General features: G+C 73.7%; 20 protein-coding genes and 1 pseudogene. 12 read left to right on the forward strand and 9 right to left on the reverse strand.

Going from position 1 to position 24,486, the window contains the following annotated elements; genetic code table 11:
• Positions 1-4: 4 nt before the first annotated feature.
• Entirely contained in the window at positions 5-916 is a 912-nt protein-coding gene (locus tag AC068A_RS00130) for an SAM-dependent methyltransferase (protein WP_478578464.1), read from the reverse strand.
• Between the two features lie 147 nt (positions 917-1,063).
• A complete protein-coding gene (locus tag AC068A_RS00135; protein WP_478578467.1) occupies positions 1,064-1,201 on the reverse strand; it encodes a hypothetical protein in 138 nt (45 codons plus the stop codon).
• Positions 1,202-1,448: 247 nt separating this feature from the next.
• On the opposite strand from AC068A_RS00135, the gene AC068A_RS00140 reads away from it, so the two are divergent.
• Positions 1,449-2,531: an enoyl-CoA hydratase/isomerase family protein gene (locus tag AC068A_RS00140; RefSeq protein WP_478579372.1), complete on the forward strand. Its 1,083-nt coding sequence runs from the start codon at positions 1,449-1,451 to the stop codon at positions 2,529-2,531.
• On the opposite strand, the gene AC068A_RS00145 is transcribed toward AC068A_RS00140, so the two are convergent.
• The gene (locus AC068A_RS00145; RefSeq protein ID WP_478578470.1) at positions 2,522-3,445 is read right to left on the reverse strand and encodes an SDR family oxidoreductase; all 924 of its coding nucleotides are present in this window, start codon (positions 3,443-3,445) and stop codon (positions 2,522-2,524) included. The two genes, AC068A_RS00140 and AC068A_RS00145, sit on opposite strands and share 10 nt — an antisense overlap.
• 197 nt (positions 3,446-3,642) lie before the next feature.
• Between AC068A_RS00145 and AC068A_RS00150 the strand changes: the two genes are divergently transcribed.
• From AC068A_RS00150 to AC068A_RS00160, 3 genes are all read left to right on the forward strand, one after another.
• On the forward strand, positions 3,643-4,449 hold the full coding sequence (locus tag AC068A_RS00150; RefSeq protein ID WP_478578473.1) for a hypothetical protein: 807 nt from the start codon (positions 3,643-3,645) through the stop codon (positions 4,447-4,449).
• A 73-nt stretch (positions 4,450-4,522) separates the two neighbouring features.
• Positions 4,523-5,833: a cytochrome P450 family protein gene (locus AC068A_RS00155; protein ID WP_478578476.1), complete on the forward strand. Its 1,311-nt coding sequence runs from the start codon at positions 4,523-4,525 to the stop codon at positions 5,831-5,833.
• Between the two features lie 469 nt (positions 5,834-6,302).
• Positions 6,303-6,947, forward strand: coding sequence for a hypothetical protein (locus AC068A_RS00160; protein WP_478578479.1), 645 nt, complete (start codon positions 6,303-6,305; stop codon positions 6,945-6,947).
• A 22-nt stretch (positions 6,948-6,969) separates the two neighbouring features.
• Here the strand turns inward: AC068A_RS00160 and AC068A_RS00165 are convergent, their stop codons facing one another.
• Positions 6,970-7,194 carry a hypothetical protein gene (locus tag AC068A_RS00165; protein ID WP_478578481.1) on the reverse strand — a complete coding sequence of 75 codons (225 nt, stop codon included), beginning with the start codon at positions 7,192-7,194 and terminating at the stop codon, positions 6,970-6,972.
• Here AC068A_RS00165 and AC068A_RS00170 point away from each other — a divergent pair.
• Positions 7,127-7,330: pseudogene (locus AC068A_RS00170) on the forward strand (DUF6177 family protein); the annotation flags it as partial. The gene AC068A_RS00165 and the pseudogene AC068A_RS00170 sit on opposite strands and share 68 nt — an antisense overlap.
• A gap of 209 nt (positions 7,331-7,539) precedes the next feature.
• Here the strand turns inward: AC068A_RS00170 and AC068A_RS00175 are convergent.
• From AC068A_RS00175 to AC068A_RS00190, 4 genes are all read right to left on the reverse strand, one after another.
• Complete coding sequence (locus AC068A_RS00175; RefSeq protein ID WP_478578484.1) at positions 7,540-9,165, reverse strand: molybdopterin-dependent oxidoreductase; 1,626 nt, start codon at positions 9,163-9,165, stop codon at positions 7,540-7,542.
• 208 nt (positions 9,166-9,373) lie between these two features.
• Positions 9,374-9,652, reverse strand: a complete 279-nt coding sequence (locus AC068A_RS00180) for a hypothetical protein (protein ID WP_478578486.1) — start codon at positions 9,650-9,652, stop codon at positions 9,374-9,376.
• 311 nt (positions 9,653-9,963) lie between these two features.
• Positions 9,964-12,315 (reverse strand): alpha-N-acetylglucosaminidase, encoded by a 2,352-nt coding sequence (locus AC068A_RS00185; RefSeq protein WP_478578489.1) that lies wholly within the window; start codon positions 12,313-12,315, stop codon positions 9,964-9,966.
• Positions 12,316-12,326: 11 nt separating this feature from the next.
• The gene (locus AC068A_RS00190) at positions 12,327-14,009 is read right to left on the reverse strand and encodes a ricin-type beta-trefoil lectin domain protein (RefSeq protein WP_478578492.1); all 1,683 of its coding nucleotides are present in this window, start codon (positions 14,007-14,009) and stop codon (positions 12,327-12,329) included.
• A gap of 189 nt (positions 14,010-14,198) precedes the next feature.
• Between AC068A_RS00190 and AC068A_RS00195 the strand changes: the two genes are divergently transcribed.
• The 3 genes from AC068A_RS00195 to AC068A_RS00205 all read left to right on the forward strand — a co-directional run bounded on the left by AC068A_RS00195 (position 14,199) and on the right by AC068A_RS00205 (position 16,347).
• A complete protein-coding gene (locus tag AC068A_RS00195) occupies positions 14,199-14,840 on the forward strand; it encodes a TetR/AcrR family transcriptional regulator (protein ID WP_478578494.1) in 642 nt (213 codons plus the stop codon).
• A 56-nt stretch (positions 14,841-14,896) separates the two neighbouring features.
• The gene (locus tag AC068A_RS00200) at positions 14,897-15,838 is read left to right on the forward strand and encodes a serine/threonine dehydratase (protein ID WP_478578496.1); all 942 of its coding nucleotides are present in this window, start codon (positions 14,897-14,899) and stop codon (positions 15,836-15,838) included.
• 143 nt (positions 15,839-15,981) lie between these two features.
• Positions 15,982-16,347, forward strand: a complete 366-nt coding sequence (locus tag AC068A_RS00205) for a hypothetical protein (RefSeq protein ID WP_478578498.1) — start codon at positions 15,982-15,984, stop codon at positions 16,345-16,347.
• 47 nt (positions 16,348-16,394) lie between these two features.
• Here the strand turns inward: AC068A_RS00205 and AC068A_RS00210 are convergent, their stop codons facing one another.
• Positions 16,395-17,966: an outer membrane protein assembly factor BamB family protein gene (locus tag AC068A_RS00210; protein WP_478578500.1), complete on the reverse strand. Its 1,572-nt coding sequence runs from the start codon at positions 17,964-17,966 to the stop codon at positions 16,395-16,397.
• 248 nt (positions 17,967-18,214) lie between these two features.
• Between AC068A_RS00210 and AC068A_RS00215 the strand changes: the two genes are divergently transcribed.
• The 4 genes from AC068A_RS00215 (at position 18,215) to AC068A_RS00230 (ending at position 24,472) form a co-directional block, all read left to right on the forward strand.
• A complete protein-coding gene (locus AC068A_RS00215; RefSeq protein WP_478578503.1) occupies positions 18,215-19,549 on the forward strand; it encodes an ABC transporter substrate-binding protein in 1,335 nt (444 codons plus the stop codon).
• Between the two features lie 29 nt (positions 19,550-19,578).
• Positions 19,579-20,472: a carbohydrate ABC transporter permease gene (locus AC068A_RS00220; RefSeq protein WP_478579375.1), complete on the forward strand. Its 894-nt coding sequence runs from the start codon at positions 19,579-19,581 to the stop codon at positions 20,470-20,472.
• A complete protein-coding gene (locus AC068A_RS00225; RefSeq protein ID WP_478578506.1) occupies positions 20,469-21,371 on the forward strand; it encodes a carbohydrate ABC transporter permease in 903 nt (300 codons plus the stop codon). The genes AC068A_RS00220 and AC068A_RS00225 overlap by 4 nt, the downstream gene beginning before the upstream one ends.
• Positions 21,372-21,448: 77 nt before the next feature.
• Positions 21,449-24,472 carry an alpha-mannosidase gene (locus tag AC068A_RS00230; protein WP_478578509.1) on the forward strand — a complete coding sequence of 1,008 codons (3,024 nt, stop codon included), beginning with the start codon at positions 21,449-21,451 and terminating at the stop codon, positions 24,470-24,472.
• The last annotated feature ends 14 nt before the right edge of the window (positions 24,473-24,486 follow it).

The following is a 24,486-nucleotide window of genomic DNA, read 5'->3' on the forward strand; positions in this document are numbered from 1 at the left end:
GGAGTCAGTTCCCCCCGGTCAGGCGGAAGAGCAGCAGCCGGGTCTCCAGCGCGTGGTCGCGCCAGATGCGGAACAGTTTTCCGTGCGTGATCGCGGACTCCTGCAGGCGCTCGCGCGACCAGGCCGAGCGGGCGCCGTGGAGCTCGATGCCGTCCAGCTCGGCGGTGTTCCAGGCCATGGACTGCACCCAGAACTCGGCCACCCGGTCGGTGACGTCCTCGTCCTGCTCCAGCTCGAACCCGGCCGCCTCGGCGGCGCAGAGGTACTCGGTGAGCGTGCCCAGACGGGTCTTGTAGTAGCCGTCGATGAACTCGGTCCACTCGGGCCGGCAGATGAAGTGCTCCTGGATGCCGAACCAGCCGCCCGGCTTCAGACAGCCCGCCACCACCTGGAAGAGCCGCTCGCGGTCCATGTAGCCGGAGCTCTCGTTGGCGTACGCGGCGTCGTACTCGCGGCCGGCGGTGTAGTGGTGCACGTCGGCGAGGAGCGGGGTGACCCGGTCGGCCACCCCGGCCTGGCGGGCGAAGTCCTGGATCACGGGGACGTGGTCGGCCGCGACGGTCAGGCCGGTGACGTGCGCGCCGTGCTCCTGCGCCCAGTAGAGGGAGCCTCCGCCGACCCCGCAGCCGATGTCGAGGAGCCGGCCGGGCGGGTTGGCGTACGCGCCCCACGAGCGGGCGGCGTGCTCGACTATGGCCTCCTGCGACTCCACGATGCGGCGCTTGAGCACGCGCTGGGAGACCGTGGTGTTGGGGGTGGCGCCGGGGCCGAACATGCCCATGTGGAAGTGGACTCGGGGGCCGGGCCCGTACTTGTGGAGGATGTCCGCCGTCTTGCGGGTGTAGTAGAGCGGCACTTGGCTCTCGTCGAACGCCTTGCCACCCCTGGGGGTCTGGATGACGAGGTTGCTGTCCATCGGTTCTCCGGTCCTGCTGCGGTCCTGTGGGGGTGTTTCTCGGCCGCCCCACTCTGCCCAAAAGTGATCGATAAAAGTCATCAGTCACTCAAGGCATGAGCATAGCCACAGCAGAAACGGCTACAATTCCGGCCATTTGATGGCACGTCAGGGATCGTGTCCGGCCAAATTCCGGTAACCGGCCGGAAGTTGCCCGGATTGCTTCCCTGCCCGGCCGTCCGGGGCGGCGTTGATCCCGCGGATGGTCCGGACCTTGCCGATGCGCGGCAAGGTCATTTCGAACACTTGTGCGTACACCTGAGGCGGCGGGGTCGGCGCCGGGACGTGGCAATTCAAATGAGAACTCGTGTACGAATATCGAGGAATCCCGGCCCGCACGGAATTCGGCACTGCCCGGAGCGGAACTGCGTCGCTGGTACCGGCCCCTCGGCGGGCTGAGTCGGCCATGAGCTCGTGGACGACCCGCCCGCTGAGGAAGGCGCCCATCGGGCGGAGCTCCTCGTTGAAGTGCCGGTGCAGCTCGTCGCACATACTGGCTGCCGTGAAGACCGAAGCCGCCGCAGACCACCCCGTCCTGTTCCACTCCGAAGGGCGAACGGGGGCGATCACCCTCAACCGCCCCCGGGCCCTCAACGCCCTCACCCACCCCATGGTGCTGCGGATCGAGGAGACCCTGCGCGCCTGGGAGCAGGACCCCGCCGTCGCCCAGGTCCTCATCCGCGGCGCCGGCGAGCGCGGCCTGTGCGCCGGCGGGGACATCCGCGCCATCCACGACGACGCCAGGGCCGGCACCTCGGCCTCCGCCGGCTTCTGGCGCGACGAGTACCGGCTCAACGCCCTGATCGCCCACTACCCCAAGCCGTACGTGGCCCTCATGGACGGCATCGTGATGGGCGGCGGCGTCGGCGTCTCCGCCCACGGCAGCGTCCGCGTCGTCACCGAACGCTCCCGCGTCGCCATGCCCGAGACCGGCATCGGATTCGTCCCGGACATCGGCGGCACCCACCTCCTCGGCCGGGCCCCCGGCCTGCTCGGCACCCACCTCGCGCTCACCGGCGCCGCCGTGGGCGCCGCCGACGCGATCCTGTGCGGCCTCGCCGACCACTTCGTCCCCGCCGCCCGGCTCCCGGAGCTGACCGCCGCCCTCGCCGACGCGCCCGCCCGCGAGGTGCTCCCGCAGTTTTCCGCCGCCCCCGAACCCGGCGAGCTGGCCGGCCGCCGGGACTGGATCGACCGCTGCTACGCCGCCGACACCGTCGAGGAGATCGTCGAGCGGCTCCTCGCCGAGGGCGACCCCGCCGCCAAGGAGACCGCCGAGACGATCCTGGCCAAGTCCCCGACCGCCCTCAAGGTCACCCACGCCGCCGTCCGCCGGGCCCGCGGCCTGGGCACCCTGGAGCGGGTCCTCGCCCAGGAGTACCGGATCTCCTGCAACGCGCTGCGCTCACCCGACATGGTCGAGGGCATCCGGGCCCAGGTCGTCGACAAGGACCGCACGCCGCGCTGGTCGCCGCCGGCGCTGAGCGACGTCACCGACGAGGACGTGGCCCGGTTCTTCGCCCCCCTCGGCCCCGGCCGCGAACTGGAGCTGCCCGAACCGCCGGCTCACCGGTAGCCGGTGGTGTCGGCCGGGCGGCCCGGGTCCTGGACCTCGACCAGGTACCGCCAGGCGTCCGGCCGGCTCCCGTCGAGGTCGGTGAAGCCGTACTCCCGGGCGAGCTGCCCGCTCGACAGCGACTGCCCGTTCCAGCGGGCCGCCTCCGGGTCAGCGGCCAGCGCCGCCACCGCCCGGCCGACGTACGACGGGGTCTCGGAGATCGCGAAGTGCGGGACCTTCTCCAGCGCGTCGCGCCAGTTCGCCTCCGTCACCCCGAAGGCGTCCAGCATCATCTCCGAACGCAGCCATCCCGGCGTCAGGGCCACCGCCGTCGCCCCCCGCGGCCCCAGCTCGTGCCCGAGCGCGAACGCCATGCGCAGTACGGCCGCCTTGGCGATGTCGTAGAAGAACGACACCCGGTAGCGGCCGGCGTTGTAGTCGGCGGTGCCGTCCGTCATCTCCACCACCAGCCCGCCCGGCTCCCGCAGCAGCAGCGGAAGCGCGAAATGGCTGGTGATCGCGTGGGTGTCCACGGCGAGCCGGAGCAGCCGCAGCCCCTTGTCGAGGTCGTGCTCCCACACCGTGCTGTCCCACTCGAACAGCCGCTCCCCGCCCCAGATGTCGTTCACCAGCACGTCGAGGCGCCCCTGCTCGGCACCGATCCGCCCGACCAGCGCCTCGACCTGCTCCGCCACCAGGTGATCCGCGCACACCGCGATTCCGTGCCCGCCCGCCGCCGTGACCAGTTCCGCGGTCTCCTCGACGGTCTCCGGCCGGTCGTACTCCGAACGGCGGCCGCGCGTGCTGCGCCCGCTCGCGTACACTGTCGCGCCCTGCGCTCCCAGCTGGACCGCGATGCCCCGGCCCGCGCCCCGCGTCGCCCCCGCCACCAGAGCGACCTTGCCTTCGAGAGTCCGCCGTGTCTGCGTCATCGTCCGACCCTATGCCGCCCGGCCGTGCCGCGGGCCGTGCCGCGGGCGGCGCCCGGGCGTGTCCCCGGCCGCCGTTGCGGACCCCGCACGGTGGCCGGACCGGCCCCTTTCGGCGGCGCCCGCGCCCCAATACGACCGAACCCGCGACGCCCCCACCACACCGACCGGCCCCCGCCCTCCGAGGAGAACCACGCCCGATGAGCCCGACCGGCATGACCAGCTTCGACGAGGTCTACACACTCCCCGACCCCCGCGGGTACTTCACCCGCCTCGGACCGTACGCCTACCAGACCCCCGCCCACGCCCAGCCGGTCTTCCGCGCCCTCGCCGCCGAACTCGGGCCCGCCCGGCCCGCGATGCTGGACCTGTGCTGCTCGTACGGGATCAACTCCGCGCTCGTCAACCACGACGTGACGCTGGACGAGCTGTACGCGCACTACACCGCGCCGGCGGCGGCCCGTCTCGACACCGCCGCACTCATCGCCCGGGACCGCGACTTCTACGCCGCCCGGCGCCGCCCCGACGCCGTCCCGGCCATCGGCATCGACGCCTCGGAGCCCGCGGTGGAGTACGCGGTCGCGGCCGGACTCCTCGACGAGGGCCACGCCGTGGACCTGGAGACCGCCGAACCGGGGGAGCGGCTGCGGCGCGCGGCCGCCGGAGTCGGCCTGATCACCGTCACCGGAGGCACCAGCTTCCTCACCGAGCGCACCTTCGGCCGGCTCCTCACCGCCGTCGGACGGCCGGTGCCGGTGGCCGCGTTCGTCCTGCGCACACATGACTACCAGGCGATCGCCGGCTGCCTGGAGTCGTACGGGCTCACCGTCGAACGGGCCGACGACACCAACCCGCAGCGGCGCTTCACGGACCCCGAGGAGCAGCGGCGCGCGGTGGAGGCCGTCACCGCCCTCGGCGAGGACCCGGCCGGGAAGGAGGCCGCGGGCTGGTTCCACACCCGGCTGCACCTGGCCCGGCCGGCCGGCGGAGCGACCACGACCCGGTAACCCGCACTTGTCCAACCCGCCCTCCGCATCGCACTGTTGGCCGAGGACCATCCATACGATCGGGAGAGCCCGCTTGTCACCCCACACACCGGCCCGCACCGCCACGCCCACGCCGGGGGCCGAGCCCGCGTCCCCGTACGCCATCGACCCCTCCGGCGGCTGCCCGCACGCCCTCAACGCCTCCCTGCGCGCCCGGGGACCCGTCGCGGACGTGGTCCTGCCCGGCGGGGTCCCCGGCGCGGTCGTCCTCGGCCACGACGCGCTCAAGGAGTTCCTCGCCCACCCCGACGTGGCCAAGGACTCCCGGCACTGCCCGGCCCTGACCGACGGCACCATCCCGCCGGACTGGCCGCTGCGGGTCTTCGCCAACGCGCAGGGCATGCACACCGCCGACGGGGCCGACCACCGCCGGCTGCGCTCCCTCGTCGGCAACGCCTTCACCGCCCGCCAGGTGGAACGGCTGCGCCCGCGCATCGAGGAGCTGACCGCCGGACTGCTGGACGACCTCGACCGGGCGGCCGCCGCCGACCCGGACGGCGTCGCCGACCTGCGCACCCACCTCGCGCTCCCGCTGCCGATGAGCGTGATCTGCGAACTCCTCGGCGTGGACCCCGAGCACCGCGAGCGGCTGCACCACCTCTCCTACACGGTGATCATCGACACCGGCGCCAGCCCCGCCGAGAAGACGGCCGCCGCACGCGAGCTGATCGAACTGATGGGCGCCATCGCGGCAGCCCGCCGGGCCGACCCCGGCGACGACCTGACCAGCGCCCTGATAGCGGCCCGCGGCGACGGCGACGGCGACGGCAAGGACGGTGACCGGCTCAGCGAGGCCGAACTCATCGGCACCATGCGCCTGATGCTGGTCGCCGGGCACGAGACCACCCTCAACCTGATCAGCAACGCCGTCCGCGCACTGTGCACCCACCGGGACCAGCTCGCGCTGGTGCTCGACGGCAAGGCGAGCTGGTCGGACGTGGTGGACGAGACACTGCGCTGGGACGGCCCGGTCAGCTGGTTCCCGTTCCGCTACCCGACCCGCGACCTGGACCTCGGCGGACACGCGATCCCGCAGGGCACCCCGGTCCTCGCCGGCTACACGGCGGCGGGCCGCGACGAGGCCATTCACGGACCGGACGCCGACCGCTTCGACCTCACCCGCCCCGGCGCAGCCCGCCACCTCTCCTTCGGGCACGGCGTGCACTACTGCGTGGGCGCCCCGCTCGCCCGGCTGGAGGCAGTGATCGCCCTGGAGCGGCTGTTCACCCGCTTCCCCGACCTCGACCTCGCCGTCCCCGAGGCAGACCTGCCCCGCCAGCGCAGCTTCATCGGCAACAGCGTCGAAGCCCTGCCCGTCCGCCCGACCGGACGCCGCGCCGTGTGACAGGAGGTCACTGCGGCCGCTGGCCCCACACGGCACGTTGCTCACCCGGCCCGGCTCCGATTGTCGTGAGACGCGGAGAGTCATGCACAAAAGGCCGGCGCCAACGGGGCAACAACTTTGCTAGCTGAAAGGTGAGTTGATAGACACGCAACGGCAGTGCGGCCGTGGGTGTTCGAGCCGACTTCCAGATCGACGGTGTCTCGGGCAGTGCCGCGGCGAGAAGCGGCGCTGGGGGCGGTGCAGCCGTCGAGGCCCGCCCGATCACCGCGCTGCTGCGTTCGGCGATGGACGCGGATCACGGCCCGGCGTGGCGGGTGCCGACGGGGTCAAGACCGCCGTAAACGGCATCGTCCGAGCTCAGATCGCCGGTAAGAAGGACGCCGCCACGTGAGCGGGCACTCAAGTTCGATGACGGGTCCGTCACCATCTTTCCGACCAATGCCGCCAAACCTTAAGGAGTTTTCTGACCATGCTGATGCGCGCGCCCAAAGAGAGCGGCTCGTGGTCCTGGAACCTGGAGGACGTCGAGGAGCCCGGTCTGGAGTTCGCGCTCATGACCGCGGCGCGCATGAGTGCGGTGCTGGAGAAGCACGCCTTGCTGGTGCCGTCCTCACTCGAGTGGGCCTGGTTCCAGACCGGCAAGGGCGGCCTCGGTGTCCACAGCCGCCTGAACCTCGTCACGCGTTCGCTCGACGATCCGGCACTGCCCGATGCGCTCCGCGCCTGTCGGCCGACCGGTCATCCGCAGGCAGAGATCGGCGGAATCCTCGTGCTGGGATCGGGCACCTGGTTCGACGCGGACGGAGAACGGCACAGGGAATACCGTCTGGTGGAACTCATGGTGGCACCGGACGAGACGGACCTCTGGATCGAACTGTCCATATACCACGACGTCTGGGGTCAGTGTGATTTCCGGGGCGAGCCGCAGCCGGCCATCCACGCCAACAACGCGCCGCGGCTCGCCTCGGCCCTGCAGGAGCTCGACCAGTTGCTCGGAGTCGCGGCGGAGCCCGGTGAGCCGACGTACTACGGACGGGCCGAGGGCTACGGACTCAAGGCTCCCGACATCATCGACGGGCGGGGACCGGACCTCACCGGCGCCGCACTTGGGTAGATGCCCAACCCGGGGCGCATTGCTAGCGGAGGACGCCGTCTTCGCGTGGAACCAGGTGCCGGGCCGGCTGACGTACCGCTGCGACATCGCGGTGTTGCTCGACGATCTGGTGCCGCTGCTGGAGGAGGTCCGGCGCCCGGAATTCTCCGGAACCCTGGTCGCGGCGGCAGCTGACCGAGCTGGCGTACGAGCGCGCACCCCGGTCCACCTGGACGGTGGCCGTCGGCACCCCGGACCGGCCTGCCATTGCCACCCTGCGCGTGATCCGGACCTCGGAGGGCGTGGAGGAGGACGTCACCCCCACCCTGGGCTACGGTCCCGGGGAGGAGCCGGCCCTGGAGGCCCTGCCGGGGCCGGCCGACGAGCTGGTGACCCGGTACGGGCTGAAGACCATGATGTGCCAGTTGCGCGAGGCGCGCCGGGACCTGAGCGCCCCGCCCTCCAACAGCTCGTGCGTCACCTGCGCGGGGCGCCGCCCCACTAGCCGGAGCCGCCGGCCGGAGTCGCGGCGTCCGAATCCCGGGCGGCGTCCGCCGTCCGGCGGTCACCGGTCAGCGGCCGGCGGTGGGACGGCGGGAATCCGGGCAGGCCGTCAGCGCTCCCGCGCGGCCGGGCCCGGCCGAACCTGCACCGTCACGGTGTGCAGTCCGGTCGCGCCGTCGGGAACGGTCGGCGTGCTCCGCTCGGTCTGCACCGCGCCCGTCCCGTCGGTGGCCCGGACCTGGAGGGTGTGCCGCCCCGGCGTCGCCTCCCACGGCCACGTCCACAGCCGCCAGGTGTCGACGCCGTCCGCGTCGGCGAGCCGGGCCTCGTGCCACGGGCCCCCGTCGACGCGTACCTCCACCCGGGCGATCCCCCGGTGCTGTGCCCACGCCACCCCGCCGACCGCCACCCGGCCCGCCGGGGGTGCGGCGCCGGCCCGCGGCGTGTCGATGCGGGACTGCGTCTTGACCGGCGCCTGCTGCGCCCACGACCTGCGCACCCAGTAGGCGTCGTACGCCGCGAACGTGGTCAGCCGGAGTTCGCGCAGCCACTTGCACGCCGAGACGTACCCGTACAGGCCCGGTACGACCATCCGTACGGGGAAGCCGTGCGCGAAGGGCAGCGGCTCGCCGTTCATCCCGACGGCCAGCAGCGCCTCCCGGCCGTCCATGACGGTCTCGACGGGCGTGCCGATGGTCATCCCGTCCACCGAGCGGGCCACCAGCTGGTCGGCCGGACCTCCCTGCGAGGGCGGCCGTACCCCCGCCTCGCGCAGCAGGTCGGCCAGGCGCACGCCGAGCCAGCGGGCGTTGCCCGCGTACGGGCCGCCGACCGGGTTCGACACGCAGGTCAGCGTGATGTCGTGCTCGACCAGCGGGCGGGACAGCAGCGCGGGCAGGTCCAGTTCGAGGGGGCGGGTGACGCCCTCGCCGTGGATGCGCAGGCGCCAGGTGCCGGCGTCCACCCGCGGGACCACCAGGGCGGTGTCCACCCGGTAGAAGTCCCGGTTCGGCGTGAGGAACGGGGAGATACCGGCCACCGGCAGGTCCGCGCCGGCCGGGACGGGCGCGGCGGGCACGTCCGGCGGGGGCAGAACGAACCCGGCCCGGGAGGCGCCGGCCCCGGCCGAGCCGTGGGCCCCGAGCCGCCGCCCCGCGTAGCCGATCCCGGCCGCCGCGACGAGCGTGCCGGCGACGAGCCTGCCGAAGCCGCGCCGGTCCATCGCCCAGGCGCCGCCCGGCGGCGCACCCGCCGGGCGGGGCGTGCGCAGCGCACGGACCAGCAGGTACAGCACGCCGGCCGTGGTGAGGGTGCCGGCCGCCGACGGCAGCGCGTCCTGCCAGGCCGCCTGGGGGCGGCTGACCGCGGCCAGCGCCCCGAGCAGCCCGACCGCGCCAACCACGGCCATCCCGGCCGGCGGGCGGCGTACGGCGAGGATCCCGGCCGCGGCGGCGAGCAGGCCCAGTACGGCGATGATGCCGAGGGTCAGGACCAGCTTGTTGGCGGTACCGAACTGCGCCACCGCCCATTCCCTGAGCCCGACGGGCGTCCGGTCGACCACGGCCCCGCCGACCGCGGTCACGGGTGCGGCATCGGGCCGGACCCAGGCGGCGGCCAGCTGGGCCACGGCCAGGCCCGCGCAGGTCGCGGCCAGGCCGCAGGCGGCGCCGGCCAGGGTGCGGCGCGGGCGTGGGGGCTCCGTCTTCCGTGGGGGCTCCGTCTTCTCAGAGGTCATGCGCACCCACCGTCCGCCGGTCCGGCCCCGCCCACCGGGTCCAGTGTGACGTGGCGCCGCGGGGTCGTGCACGGCTGCCGGACAGGCCGGGGGCGGGTACGAGGCCGGCCCGCCGGGTCCGCCGCGGGTCCGCCGCGGGTCGGCCCCGGGTTTCGGCCCCGGGCTACGGCCGCGGGTTTCGGCTCCCGGTCGGCTCGCGGGGCCGCGGTCAGCCCCGCGGGCGGCCTTCGGCGGCGACGCGCTCGGCAGCCTGCCGGGCCACCGCGTCCAGGTGGTGGGCCGCCTCCCCGCCGGGTTGGTGCGCCGCCGGCCCGCCGCGCTTGCGCAGCTCCACCACCCCGTCGGTGAGGCGCTCACCCGGTTCGGCGGGCCAGGGCACCGACGCGGACCGGCCGGCGGGGGTCTCCGGGCTCCCGGCGGTTGCCGCCCCTTGCGCGGGGACGTCCTGCCCGGGCCGGCCGGGCCGCTCGTGTCCGGTCTGGGACATGCTCGGTGCACTCCTGCTCGCGTCGGGCCGTCACGGCATCGGCAGGGGCGGCTGCCGTATCGATTCGGCGGCCGCCCCGTTCGCTTCCGGGGGCCAGTGAAACGACCGCCCGCCCCGAGCGGCGGCCCGCGGGCGGGGTTCTCCCCCGCAGGGGTACCGAGATTCCCCCGAAGGGGTGACCCTCCTGCGCGGTCCGATCATCCACCCATCGGATCGTGTACACGGCGCGAGCCGACAGCCGACAGCAGAGAGGCCGGGCAGCGGGCGGCAGCGTGCCGCCCGCCCCCCGGGCCCCGGCCCACTCGGTCGGCCTACCCGGTCGCCTTCAGGAGCTCCGCCACGGCCGTGGCCAGCGTGTGCGGGTCCCCGCTCGGGCCGTTCGCGCCGCCCGGATGCCGGGTGGTCCGGCGGGCCCACGCCTCCTCGAAGGCGTGCCAGTCGATCTCCGCCGGCGCGGTCCCCCTGACCAGCGCCTCGTCCAGCGCCTTGAAGTACGCCGCCCAGCGCGGCGCGTACAGCTCCCTGACCAGGCCGCTCCACTCCCGGTTCGCATAGTCGTGGAGGAAGCCGCCCTCGCTGGTGCTGCGCGCGCCCCACACGCTCAGGATCGACCGGGCGTCGTACTCGTACCGGTCCTGCTCCGCCGGGTCGGCGCCCGCGGCGCGGGCCGGGGCCAGCCAGTCGCCCAGCAGGAAGTTCGGATCGGAGCCGGTCAGGGCGTCCAACCGCCGCTCCGCGTCCTGCCATGCCGTGGTCAGCGCCCGGAACTGCGCCAGGTCCTTCGCCTCGTACGCCGCCCGGATCCTCGGCAGCAGCACCCGCGAGTGGTTGGCCAGCGCCTGCCGCGCGGTGTCCACCAGGTCGAAGCGGTAGGCGCTGGAGCCGCGCAGCAGCGGGTCCACCCTGAGGAGGTGGTCCAGGGCCCGGCGTACGGAATCGGCCGGGTAGCGCATCGACCGGGGGCTCCAGTACGCGGCGCCCACCGCGGTCAGGCTCGGCCGGGCGGCGAACAGGCTGTCCTGCGACTCCGACCACAGCCCCGACGAGGTGCTGTACGGGCCCGTGCGCAGTTCCTCCCAGGCGGCCGCCGCCTCCGCGTCGGGCCGCCCGTACCGGCGCGCCGCGAACCCGGCGAACCACGCCTTCTGGTCGATCGGCCCCGGCTCCCACGCCAGATCGGTGAACAGGTCGAAGGCGGCCGGATTGGTCCCGGTGGCCTCCGGCAGGTAGGCGATGCCGCTCAGCGCGCTGTTGCCCTTGGCCCGCCAGGCGCCGAACCGGTCGATCCACACGGAGGTGTTGGCTCCGACGGTGGTGTGCCCGCCGAAGTTGTAGATCGTGCCCAGCGCGTACGGCACCCCGCCCCAGCGGGTCTCCCGGTCCAGCCGGTTGTACCGGTCCGACAGCCCGTCGAGGATCAGCACCTTCGAGGTGTCCACCCCGGCCAGCAGCTCCCCGCGGGGGCTGTCCTGCCAGCCCAGCACCGCCCACAGCGCCCCCGGGTGGGCGGCGTGCAGGGCCGACTGGACGGCTCCGGCCGCCGCCTTCACGTCGACCGCGCCCTCCGCCCCGCCCTCGTGGAGCGGGCTCATCCGGTACATGGTGCTGTCCCCGAACACGGCGCGCTGCTCCGCGTAGTACGCCGCCGCCACCTTCGGGAACGCGGCCGAGGACGGGTCCAGCCAGTCGGGCCGCTCGAAACCCGCCCAGTCGCCCTGCGGCACCGTCACCGCGCCCGGGTTGCGGTCGGCGAAGCCGGGGGGAACGGTGCCGAAGTAGCCGGGCAGGACCGGGGTCATGCCGAGTCCGCGCAGCTGTTCCGCGATCCGGCCGCCGAGTTCGGCGCGCTCGCGCATCAGCCGCTCGGAGACCGGGCCGCCGAACCCGCTCAGGTTCTGGAGCAGCCACCAGCTCTGGTGGCCGGGCGCGGGGATCCACGCCTGCAGCTCCGCGGCGGAGTAGCCGAAGCCCTGGAGCGCCCGGTAGTACGGGTATTCGGCGCCGACCTGCACGAACACCTCGTTGATGCCGTGCAGGGCCAGCAGGTCGATCTGCCGCTGGTGCTGCTCGAAGGAGCGGTACGGGCCCGAGTAGCCGTCGTCGGTGTCGTTGAGGGCGTACCGGTGGGGGACCAGCGCGCTGCGGGTGACCGGGGCCGGCACCGCGGGCAGGCGCGCGGGCAGCATCCCGATGCTGTCGCCGGGCCAGCCGATGTCGACGCCGGCGACGTGCTGGAGGTACCAGCCGACGCCGGTCAGCAGGGTGGCGCCGGTCGATCCGCGGACCGTGATCGCCCCCGCCTGCCCGGACACGGTGAAGGTGTCGGCCCCGGCGGCCGCGTCCGGTACGAGCGTGAACTGGTCGGCATGGCGCGGCAGCAGCCGCCTCAGCGCGGCCCGCGCCGGGCCGGCGTCGAAGGCGGCCGCACCGGGCGGCCTGACCCCGCCGGGCGCACCCGGCGCACCCGGCGCACCCGGCGCACCCGGCGCACCCGGCGTTCCCGGGGAGCCCGGCGCGCCCGGCACCGCCGTCGGGGAGTGGGCCCGTACGCCGGCGAGCGCGGGCGGGCCCGCGCACAGCAGGGTCAGCAGGGCGGCGAGGGCGGCGGGGCGCAGGGACCGGGCCGCCCGGCGGCGCCGGCCCGCGGTGCGGAGGTTCGTCATGCGGATGCCCGTCAGACCGGCAGGGACCAGGCCTGGTCCACGCGGTGGTCGCCGCACTCGGCCAGCCGCAGCCGCTCGGCCGGGGCGTCCGCCGTCGCGGGCGCGGGGGGTGCGGTCAGGCACAGCCCGCTCACCTTCTCGACCAGGTTCCCGCCCCGCAGATGGGTCCAGCTCTGCCGTTCCTTCCACGGTACGCAGCGGGCCAGTTCCACCAGCTCGCCCCCGCTCGCCGTCAGGCACGTGCCGTCCAGCCGCAGGCTGTCCGCCTCGCCGAGGACCCACCGCTGGTCGGAGGCCGCGGTGCACGCGGACAGGACGACCGCGCCGGCGCCGGCGGTGTCGGCGCCGTCCATGCACTTCACGCCGTCACCGGTGATCTGCCCGGTGGGCACGGCCTCGCCGCACCCGGCGCGGGGGGTGAGCCGCCACACCGCCGTGTCGTGCGCGGCGAGCCGCCCGGTCAGGGAGTCGGAGACCTCGGTGTGCTTGCCGGTCCACAGGTCCTCGGCGTCGACGGTGCAGTCGTACAGGCCGATGTCGGCGAGCGGGACCGAGATGTCGCGGGTGCTGCCGGACCGGTTGAGGACGGCGACGGCGCGGTCGCCGTTCGCCAGCGGCCGCGCCAGCACCTCGAAGGTGGCATTGGCGGAGACCACCGCGCCCTGGCGGCCCATCGGGTCCTGGTCCAGGGCGATCAGGCCGGTGTTGCCGAGGGCGGCGAGCCCGCCCGGCGTGAGCGCGGAGACGTCGGAGGACAGGATGAAGGGGGCCGCCATCATCGCCCACAGCCCGACCTGGCTGCGGCTCTCCGCGTCGGTGAGGCCCGGGGCGCCCGCGATCAGGAAGTCGGGGTCGTTCCAGTTGCCGGGGCCCGCGTACCGGCCGAGCCAGCGGTTGTAGCCGTAGTTGCCGAGGACGGAGCTCCAGCGGGAGGTCGCCGGCGCGGCCGGGTTGTAGACCTTGATGTCCTTGCCCTCGCGCCACAGCTGGCCGGTCGAGCCGACCCAGCCGAGCACCCTGTGCCAGTCGGGGCTGCCCCATTCGCCCTGCTGGAAGTAGGCGGGCGCGGAGGCGGAGAGCACCATGCTGCGTCCGCTCGCCCGCAGCGCCTCCGCCACGGCGGCGTACGCGTCGCGGTAGGCCTGCTCCTTGGTCTTGCCCGGCGGCACCCACAGGTTGCAGCCGTCCATCTTGACGTAGTCGACCTTCCAGGACGCGAACTGCCGTGCGTCCTGCGCGTAGTGGTCCGGGCCGCCGCCCTCGGGGGAGCCGCTGCCCGGGTACTTCTCGCAGGTCAGGGAGCCGGCGTCCTGGTAGATGCCGAACTTCAGGCCCTTGGCGTGCAGGTACTCGCCCAGCCAGGCCATGCCGTGCGGGAACTTCTGCGTGTCGACGACCAGCGCGCCCTGCGCGTCGCGGCTCTTGGCCATCCAGCAGTCGTCGACGGTCACCGTGTCGTAGCCCTTGGCCGCGAGGCCGCTGGAGACGAGCGCGTCGGCGTTGGCGACCACCTTGGCCTCGTCGATGTCGCACATGTAGTGCGCCCAGTTGTTCCAGCCCATGGGCGGGGTGAGGGCGAGCGGGGTGTCCGAGGTCGCGGTCGGCTCGGCGGCCGCCGGGACGGGGGCGAGGCACAGGGCGAGCAGGGCGGCCGCGGTCAGGCAGGGGAGCGACGCACACAGGCGAGGCGGCACGGAGACTCCTTGCGGTGGGGAGCGGGCGGAGGCTGGACGGCGCTGTGGTGCGCCCAGTGCAGCCGTGCGACTACCCACTGTCAACGCAAGTCGTTCGTTGTGCGGTGATGACCAGCAATATGGGCGTAGCCGCCGTCACACGATCGGGGAGATACGGCGTATGTGACACCGGCTGATACGCTGTATCTCATGCCGAGGAGATCAGCGGCCCTGGACCGGGCGACACCCGAGGCGATCGCGGTCGCCGCCCTGCGGATCATCGACGAGGAAGGGCACGGCGCGCTCAGCTTCCGCGCCCTCGCCGACCGGCTCGACGTCTCCCACGCCACCGTCCAGCGCCGCTGTACCGACCTCGCCGGCCTGCTCGACCTGTGCACCGAGCACCTCGCGGGACAGCTGCCCGAGATCCCGGCCGGGACCGACTGGGCCGAGGCCACCGAGCGCCGCTTCACCGCCCTCTACCGGCTGCTCACCGCCCACCCCGGACTGCTCGTGCTGCGCGGCGCCCGGCCGTGGCTGGGCCGCCGGCTGCTGGCCCGGCTCGTCGAGCCCGCGCTCGCCGACAGCGTGGCCGCCGGGATGACCCCCGCCGAGGCGATGACCGTCTACCGCCGCATGTACCTGCTCACCCTGGGCTGCGCCGCCTTCGTCGACCACCGCGACCCCGCCGGGGCCACCGCCGCCTCCCGGGCGGCCCTGGCGGCGCTGGACCCGGGGGAGTTCCCCGTCCTGTCGGCCGGGCTGAACGACGTACTGCCCGCCCTGACCGGCCACGACGTCTACCACGGCGCCCTGCGCCAGCTGATCCGGGCCGCGCGGCCCGGCGCCTGACCGCCCCTCACGTCCTGACGCCATCTCCATCCTCGAGCCCGAAGGGGAGAACGACCGTGGAACACCAGCTCGACCGCGCCGCCGTGCGCGCCGCCGCCGACCGGATCGCCGGAGCCGTCCGCCCCGCCCCGGTGGTGCCCGCCGCCGAGGGCGTCTGGTACGTGCTGGAACACCTCCAGCACACCGGCTCCTTCAAGGCCCGGGGCGCACACAACTTCCTCGCCGCCCACCGCGAGGCCGGCGCCCTGCCCGAGGCCGGCGTGACCATCGCCTCCGGCGGCAACGCGGGCCTGGCCTGCGCCTGGGCGGCCCGTGCCCACTCCGTGCCCGCCACCGTGTTCGTGCCGGTCAACGCGCCCCGGATCAAGGTGGAGCGGCTGCGCCGGTACGGGGCCGAGGTGCGGCTCGTCGGGGACCGGTTCGCCGAGGCGCAGGCCGCCGCCGAGGAGTTCGCGGCGTCCTCCGGTGCCCTGGGCAGCCACGCCTACGACCACCCCCTCGTCGCCGCGGGCGCGGGCACCCTGCTCGACGACATCCGGGCCGGGCTGCCCGCGGTGGACACCGTGGTCGTCGCCGTCGGCGGTGGCGGGCTGTTCGCCGGTGTCGCCACCGCCGCCCGGGAACACGGCATCCGCGTGGTCGCCGCCGAACCGGAGAACTGCCGGGCCCTGAACGCGGCGCTGGCGGCGGGCCGGCCCGTCGACGTCCCCGTGGAGTCGCTGGCCGCCGACTCGCTGGGCGCCACCCGCGTCTCGGCGGACGCGCTGGCCGCCGCGCAGCAGGGCGACGTCCGCTCGGTCCTGGTCCCGGACACGGAGATCGCCGCGGCCCGGCGGGCCCTGTGGGAGGAGCACCGGATCGTGGTCGAGGCGGGCGCGGCAACGGCCCTGGCCGCCCTGCGCACCGCGCCGGAACCGCTGGGCAAGCGCGTCGCCGTGGTGCTGTGCGGGGCGAACACCGACCCGGCGGACCTGACACCCGGCCCCGGGCCGGGGTAGTACACCGGGCGTCACCCGCCTTACGGACGACCATCGTTGCGCCGGCCTGCGACTTTCGGGGACAGCGCACGCCCCCGCCTGCCTGCGAAGGTCTGCGTGTCACACAGGAACACGACGCACAGAACACGCACGGAGGAACGGGCATGGCACAGCGCAAGGGTTGTCTGATCGGTTGCGGAGTGGCGCTGGTCGTCGGCATCGCGATCGCCGTGGCGCTGGTACTCGGCATCGGGAAGGTGGTCGACGCCGCCGGCAAGACCATGATCGAGCCCGAGGTGTACGCCTCCGTGAAGGTCGGCGACCCCGAGGACGCCGTCCGCGCGAAGCTGCCCTCGGGCGATTCGTTCCTCAAGGAGGCCCTGAAGGAGGGCGGCCCGGCCCAGCCCGCCGACAGCGTCTGCTCCTGGTACATCGCGGGCGGCGACACCGCCGTCGGCGAGGAGACCGTGTACCGCTTCTGCTTCAAGGACGGCAAGCTCGCCGAGAAGGCCGACTACCCCATGAAGTAGGAGTCCCGGGAGTGGGGATGCAGGAGTCCCGGGCAGGACTCCCGGTCCTACCTGCCGAAGGAGAGCAGCGCGTGGGTCACGTTCCCGCGCGCCGGGCTCTTCACCGTCCCGTTGAGCAGGAACAGCCGCCCGCCGGCCCAGGCGGCGTGCACGTTGTGGGAGTAGAACACCCCTTGGGCGCCGGCGGCGGCCGCCGGGCTCTGCAGGACCACCGTCAGGGCGCCGTCGGCCGGGGCGAGCGCGGCGACCGCGCCGGCCTCGCCGGCCTCGCCCTCGCCCGGCGCAAGGTAGGCGAGGACCTTGCCGTCCTCGATCGCCAGCGGCCAGATCCTGCGGTTCTTCGGGGCCTTGGCGTGCCACTTCTCCTTTCCGGTGGCGAGATCGACGGCGACGACCTCGTCGGTGAGGTCGATGCCGAGGGTCCCGGCCGCCTTGCCGCCGGCGAGGTAGAGGGTGTCGGCGTCGGCCACGGCGGCATTGCACTCGTGCAGGCGGCCGGAGCCGTCGCCCCAGCCGTTGCACCGCTGGTCGATCCCGAACGGCGGCTCGCCGTGCGAGCGGACCTTCCCGTCCGCCGTGAACGCGGTGAGGCTCCAGGCCTTCCTCCCGGAGTGGTAGGCGGCGACGACCAGCGGCTCCGAGGACAGGATCCGGCCGAGGTTCCAGCCCTTCTCGTACCGGTGGCTCCACCGGGACCCGCCCGTGGCCGGATCCAGCTCCTCGACCATCGCCAGGCCCCCGGCCGGGTCCTTCGGGTCGGGGCAGTTGCGTACGGCGATCAGCCTGGCCCCGCCGCCGAAGGCCACCGGATAGCAGCCGTTCGGCTTCGACGTCCCGAAGAGCTTCCGGCCGTCGGTGGCGGAGAAGGCGCTCATGACGGCGGAGCGGGCGACGGCCACCGTGTCGCCGGAGACGGCCATCTGGAACTCGTTCGTGGTGTCGTACCGGTTCTCCTGCGGTACCGGGACCTTCCAGCCCGCCTTGCCCGCGGCGAGGTCCACCTGCTGGAGGGCGGTGCACTTGGCCGTGGCGCTGTCGCTCTCCCGGACGCCGAGGACCAGCTTCCCGCCCGCGGCCGGGGCCTGCGGCGCCCCGCACAGCGGAGTCTGGAGTGCCACCTTCCACTTCTCCTGGCCGTCGGCCACCGCGTAGGCGGTGACCTCCTTGTCCATCGCCCGGACCACGACGTCGCCCACGCGCCACGGGCCGAACTGCCTGGCCCCCGATCCCGCCACCTCGGTCCGGTTCTCCCGCAGCCAGATCGGCGCCTCGCCCGGCTTGATCCCGGCGTTGGGGTCGACGGTGTCCGGCCCGTTGCCGGTCCCCTTGCCGTCGCCCTTGTCCACGGACGCGGACACCGAGGGGTTCGCCGTCGGCGTCCCGCTGGCGGCGGCGGACTTCCCGGCCCCGCCGCCGTCACCGCCGCCCCACACGGCGTACGCGAAGCCGGTGGCGGCCAGCACGACCGCCGCCAGCGCCCCGGCGATCACGGCGGACTCGCGCCGGGACCGCCCGGCCCCGGCCGGGGCGGGCGAGTACGGCTCCGGTGCCGGGCCGAAACCGGGCGCACGCGCGGGGACTTCGGGCTGCCGGGGTTCACCGTGGTCACGATCGGTCATGGGACGAGTGTGTCCTGTGGGGCCGGCCGCCCGGAACAGCTTTTCGGCCTCCTTGCACCGCCCGGTCGCCCCGGCCCGGAACAGCGCACACCGGCGGCTGAAGCGGTTTTGCGGCGGGCGAGGCAAAGCGCACGAGCGGAATACCGGCCACACGCGTCCGGGCCTCATTGACGCGCGCCGCCGCCGGGCCCAGCGTGGGCACCCGCGATCCGGCAGCGAGGCCGGAACTACCCCGGAGGCAGTCGACGATGAACCGTGTGCACCTGCCCCGCACAGCCCTCGCCATGCTCGTGGCCGGCACCCTCCTCGCCGCCTCCGCGTGCGGCCTGAGCGGCGGCCCCGCGGACGGGGAGGAGGCGCAGAGGACCGGCAGGGTGGCCGGCGAGATCACGTTCCGCACGCTCCAGCTCAAGCCCAAGTACACCGCGTACGTCCAGGGCGTCATCGACGCCTTCGAGAGGAAGCACCCCGCGGCGAAGGTCAGGTGGGAGGACGTCCCCGGCGACGGCTACAACGAGAAACTCGTCGCCGACGCCCAGGCCGGCGCCCTCCCCGACGTCGTCAACCTCTCCACCGACTCCTTCCAGCTCCTCGGCGACCGCGGCCTGCTCGCCGACGTCGCCGCACTCGACGGCGACGCCGCCAAGGAGTACGTCCCCGGCGCCTGGGAGCAGTTCAAGCTCCCCGGCAAGGGCGACGGCGTGTTCGCGTACCCCTGGTACGTCACCCCGGAGATCCTCACCTACAACGAGGAGCTCTTCCGCAAGGCCGGACTGAATCCCGACGCACCGCCGACCAGCGTCGAGCAGTTCTTCGACTACGCCGAGCAGATCGCCGCCCGCTCCGGCGGCCGGTTCTCCGCCTTCATGGCCGACCCCAAGGGCAGGCTCCCCGGGGACTGGCAGAAGATGGGCATCCCCCTCCTCGACGACCGGCGGGAGCGCTTCGTCTTCGACACCCTCCAGGCCGTCGCCTGGGTCGAGCGGATGACCTCCCTCTACGCCAAGGGCGCCATGCCCAAGGAGTCCCTCCTCAAGGCCGACGACATCAACCAGCTCTACGGCAGCGGCAAACTCGTCTTCGGCCCCGGCTCCCCGGGCTTCGTCAAGGACATCAAGCAGAACGCCCCGCAGGTCTACGCCCAGACCCGGGTCGCCGGAGCCGTCACCGGAAAGCTCAGCCACATCGGCGTCTACGCCCAGTCCCTCGGCATCAGGAAGGACACCCGTCACCTCGACGCGGCCGTCGAGTTCGCCAAGTGGGTCACCAACGGCCCCAACCAGGTCGAGTTCTCCAGGAACGCGACCATCTACCCGTCCAACGCCCGGGGCCTCGCCGACCCCCGCTTCTCCGACCGCGGCGATGGCAGGGACGCCGACACGGTCGCCCGCGCGGTCGGCGCCGAACAGCTGAAGTCCGCCGCACTCGACGCCAACACCCCGGTCGAGTGGACCAACCAGGTCGGCGACGCGGTCGTACGCGAGGTGCAGAAGGCCGTCACGGGCCAGCAGGACGCCCCGACGGCCGTACGCAGGGCCCAGGAGGAGGCCAACAAGCTGCTCGCCGACACGGCCCGGAAGTGACCCGCGCACGCAGGGCGGCCCTGCGGGCCATGGAGGCGGAGCCGGGGCCGGGCCACCGACGGTGGTGGACCCCGTACCTCTTCCTCGCCCCCGGCCTGGTGACGGTGGCGCTGTTCAGCCTGTGGCCGTTCGCCAACACCGTCATCCTGTCCCTCACCGACGCCCGGATCCTGCGCGGCGGAACCTTCGTCGGCCTCGACAACTACCGGCGCGCCCTGGCCGACCCCGACTTCTGGACCGCCGCCGGCAACAGCGTGCTGTACCTGCTGGTCGTCGTCCCGTGCCTGGTCCTGCTGCCGCTGGCCCTCGCCGTCCTGGTGCAGGCGAGGATCCCGGGCATCGGGTTCTTCCGCTCCGCCTTCTACACGCCGGTGATCGCCTCGGCCGTGGTCGTCGGCCTGATGTGGCAGTGGGTGCTGCGCAGCGACGGGCTCGTCAACACGGTCTTCCGGCGGCTGCGGATCGTCTCCGAGCCGGTCCCGTTCCTGACCGACAGCACCATGCTGCTCGTCTCCGCGATGATCGTGACCGTCTGGAAGGGCCTCGGCTACTACATGGTGTTCTACCTCGCAGCCCTCGGGAACGTGCCCGCCTCCCTCCACGAGGCGGCAGCCCTGGACGGCGCCGGCCCCGTCCGCCGCTTCCTCAGCATCACCATCCCGCAGGTCAAGCCGATGATGCTGCTGGTCGGCACCCTCTCCGCGATCTCCGCACTGCGCGTCTTCACCGAGATATACATCCTCGGCGGCGAGAGCGGCGGCCCCGGCGGCGGGGCCCGCACCCTGCCCTTCCTCATCCGGCAGGTCGGACTGGGCTTCGCCGGCGAGACCGGCTACGCCTCCGCCATCTCCCTCCTGCTGTTCCTGCTCACCCTCGGCTTCAGCCTGCTGGGCCGCCGCCTGGCGAAGGGGGACGAGACGTGAACGCGACCGCCGCCCCGCCGCGCACCGCCCGCCGGGGCCGCCGGGACCACCAGGCCCGCCGGGACCACCGGGGCCACCGGGGCCGCCGCCTGGCCGGACGGGCCGCCCGGTACGCCGTGCTGCTCCTGATGCTCGCGGTGCTGATCGGGCCGATCGCCTGGCAGTTCCTCACCTCGATCCGCGGCCGCACCGAGAACGTGTACGACGGGGTGCTGCCCGCGCAGCCCACCCTCGACAACTACGCCCGCGTCGCCGAGTCCTTCCCGCTGCTGCAGTACGCGGGCAACACCCTCACCGTCGCCGCCCTCGCCGTCACCTCGAACCTGCTGTTCTCCGCCATGGCCGGCTACGCCCTGTCCCGGGCCGGCTGGAAGGGCCGCAGGACCGTCTTCACGGTGCTCGTCGCCACCCTGATGTTCCCCTTCGAATCCGTGATGGTCTCGATGTTCCTCACGGTCCGCGGCATGGGCCTGGTCGACACCCTCGTCGGCGTCTGGCTCCCGGGTGCGGTCTCCGTCCTCAACATCATGATCATGCGCTCGGCCTTCCTCGCCGTCCCCCGGGAGATCGAGGAGGCCGCGGTTCTCGACGGGGCGGGCGAGTGGACCCGCTTCGCCCGGGTCTTCCTGCCCGCCGCGAAGGGCTCCCTGGCCGTCGTCTGCATCACCAGCTTCATGGGCGCCTGGGACGACTTCCTCTGGCCGCTGCTCGTCCTCACCGACAGCGAGCACTACACCCTCCAGCTCGGCCTGAAGACCCTGGCCGGCGCCACCACCACGAACGACCAGCGGATCATCGCGGCCGGCGCCATGGCGGCACTCCTGCCGATGGTGCTCCTCTTCTTCGCCCTCCAGCGTTACTTCTTCAAGGGGGTGGGCGAGGGAGCCGTCAAGACCTGAGGCGCCCCGCCGCCCGGCCCCCTTCCAGCCCGCCCCGTCCCGCTCCGCGCCCGCCCCCTCCCCCTGGAGCCGCCGTCATGCACGACGACCGCAGCATCACCGAAGACCGCCTGCGCCGTGTCCTGAAGGAGCGCATCAAGCCGGCAGTCCACTCCCGCCCGGTCCCGCTCACCGTCGAGCGGTGGGAGGCCCCGGGCGAGCCCGTGTCCGTCGCCGAGGGCCTGGCCGCCCCGTACGAGCCCTGCGCGGTCGGCGCGCAGTGGGGTCCGGCCTGGGGCACCACCTGGTTCCGGGTCACCGGCAGCGTCCCGGCCGGCTGGGCGGGCCGTACCGTCGAGGCCGTCCTCGACCTGGGCTTCGACCGGATGATGCCCGGCTTCCAGTGCGAGGGCCTGGTCCACCGCGCCGACGGCAGCGAGGTCAAGGCGCTCAACCCGTACAACGACTGGGTGCGCGTCGCCGACGCGGCGGATGGCGGCGAGCGGATCGAGTGGTACGTCGAGGCCGCCTCGAACCCGGTCCTCGTCGAGCACAGCCCCACGTACGAGGGCGACCGGCAGACCAGCGGCGACCGGCCGCTCTACCGGCTCGCCCGGATGGACCTGGCCGTCTTCGAGTCCGAGGTCTGGGAACTCGTCCAGGACCTCGAGGTCCTCCACGACCTGATGGTGGAGCTCGACGGGGCCGACGCCCGCCGGTACGGGATCCTGCGCGCCCTGGAGGAGGCCCTCGACGCGGTGGACCTGGCCGACGTGCCCGCCTCGGCGGCCGCCGCCCGCGCCCGCCTCGCCCCGGTCCTGGGCGCCCCCGCCCACGCCTCCGCACACCGCATCAGCGCCGTCGGCCACGCCCACATCGACTCGGCCTGGCTGTGGCCGCTGCGCGAGACCGTCCGCAAGGTGGCCCGGACCACGTCCAACGTGCTCGGCCTGATGGACGAGCACCCCGAGTTCGTCTTCGCCATGTCGCAGGCCCAGCAGCTGGAGTGGGTCAAGACCCACCGGCCCGAGCTGTTCGAGCGGATCAAGAAGAAGGCCGCGTCGGGCCGGTTCGTGCCGGTCGGCGGCATGTGGGTGGAGTCCGACACCAACATGGTCGGCGGCGAGGCCATGGTGCGGCAGTTCCTGTACGGCAAGAGGTTCTTCCTGGACGAGTTCGGCATCGAGACCCGGGGCGTCTGGCTGCCCGACTCCTTCGGTTACACGGCGGCGCTGCCGCAGATCGTCCGGCTCTCCGGCTCCGAGTGGTTCCTGACGCAGAAGATTTCCTGGTCGCAGGTGAACAGGTTCCCCCACCACACCTTCTGGTGGGAGGGCATCGACGGCACCCGCGTCTTCACCCACTTCCCGCCCGTCGACACCTACAACTGCGACCTGGGCGGCTCGCAGCTGGCCCACGCCGCCCGCAACTACCGGGAGAAGGGCCGGGGTTCGCGCTCGCTCGCCCCGTTCGGCTGGGGCGACGGCGGCGGCGGCCCCACCCGCGAGCAGCTCGCCCGGGCCCGGCGGCAGCGGGACCTCGAAGGCTCCCCGCGGGTCGAGGTCGAGACGCCCGACGCGTTCTTCGACAAGGCCCGCGCCGAGTACCCGGACGCGCCCGTGTGGGCCGGCGAGCTCTACCTGGAGCTGCACCGCGGCACCTACACCTCGCAGGCCAAGACCAAGCAGGGCAACCGGCGCAGCGAATCCCTGCTCCGCGAGGCCGAGCTGTGGGCGGCGACGGCGGCGGTGCGGGTGCCCGGGTACGCCTACCCGTACGAGGACCTGGAACGGATCTGGAAGACCGTGCTGCTGCACCAGTTCCACGACATCCTGCCGGGATCGTCGATCGCCTGGGTGCACCGCGAGGCCCGCGCGACGTACGCCCGGGTGGCGGACGAACTGCGTGCGATCACCCTCGCGGCGCAGGTCGCGCTCGCGGGGGAGGGCACCGCGGAGCTGGTCTTCAACTGCGCCCCGCACGCCCGGCGCGGCGTCCCGGCGGGCGGAGCGGGCCTGCCGGAGGCGCCGTCGCGGCCGGTGGACCTCCGGGAGCGGCCCGGCGGCGGGTGGATCCTGGGCAACGGGCGGCTGCGGGTGGAGGTCGACGGCCGCGGGCTGATCGTCTCGGCGTACGACCTCGACGCCGGCCGCGAGTCGGTGGCCCCGGGGGAGGCCGCCAACCTGCTCCAGATCCACCCGGACTTCCCGAACATGTGGGACGCGTGGGACATCGACGCCTTCTACCGCAACAACGTGACCGACCTCGTCGAGGCGGACGTCCTGGAGGTCGCGCAAGCCGGCCCGGACGCGGCGGCGGTCCGGGTCACCCGGTCCTTCGGCCGGTCGAAGGCGACCCAGTGGATCACCCTGCGGGCGGACGCCGCGACGGTGGACATCGTCACCGAGGTCGACTGGCGCGAGACGGAGAAACTCCTGAAGGCCGCCTTCCCCCTCGACGTCAAGGCCGAACGGACCGCCTCCGAGACCCAGTTCGGGCACGTGTACCGGGCCACCCACACCAACACCTCCTGGGAGGCGGCCAAGTTCGAAATCTGCGCCCACCGGTGGATCCACGCGGAGGAACCCGGGTGGGGCGTGGCCTTGCTCAACGACTCCACGTACGGCCACGACGTCACCCGCGCCATGCGGCCCGACGGCGGCCAGACCACCACGATCCGCCTCTCCCTGCTGCGCGCCCCCCGCTACCCCGACCCGGAGACCGACCAGGGCGCCCACACCGTGCGGTTCTCCCTCGCGCCGGGCGCGCGGATCGCGGACGCGGTCCGCGAGGGGCACGCGCTCAACCTGCCCGAACGGGTGGTGCCGGGGGCGGACCCGGTCGCCCCGCTGGTCACGGTGGCGGGCGACGCCGTGGTGCTCGAGGCCGTCAAGCTGGCCGAGGACCGCAGCGGCGACGTGGTCGTCCGGCTGTACGAATCCCGGGGCGGCCGCGCGACGGCCACCCTGACGGCGGACTTCCCGCTCACGGCGGCGGTGGAGAGCGACCTGCTGGAGCGGCCCCTGCCCGGCACGGCGGTCGGCCCGCTCGCCACGGACGGCGCGGTCCCGCTGACACTGCGCCCCTTCCAGATCGTCACGGTCCGCCTCCGCCGCGCCTGACCGGACGGCTCGGG

It is taken from the genome of Streptomyces sp. NPDC043854 (genome assembly GCF_056436005.1).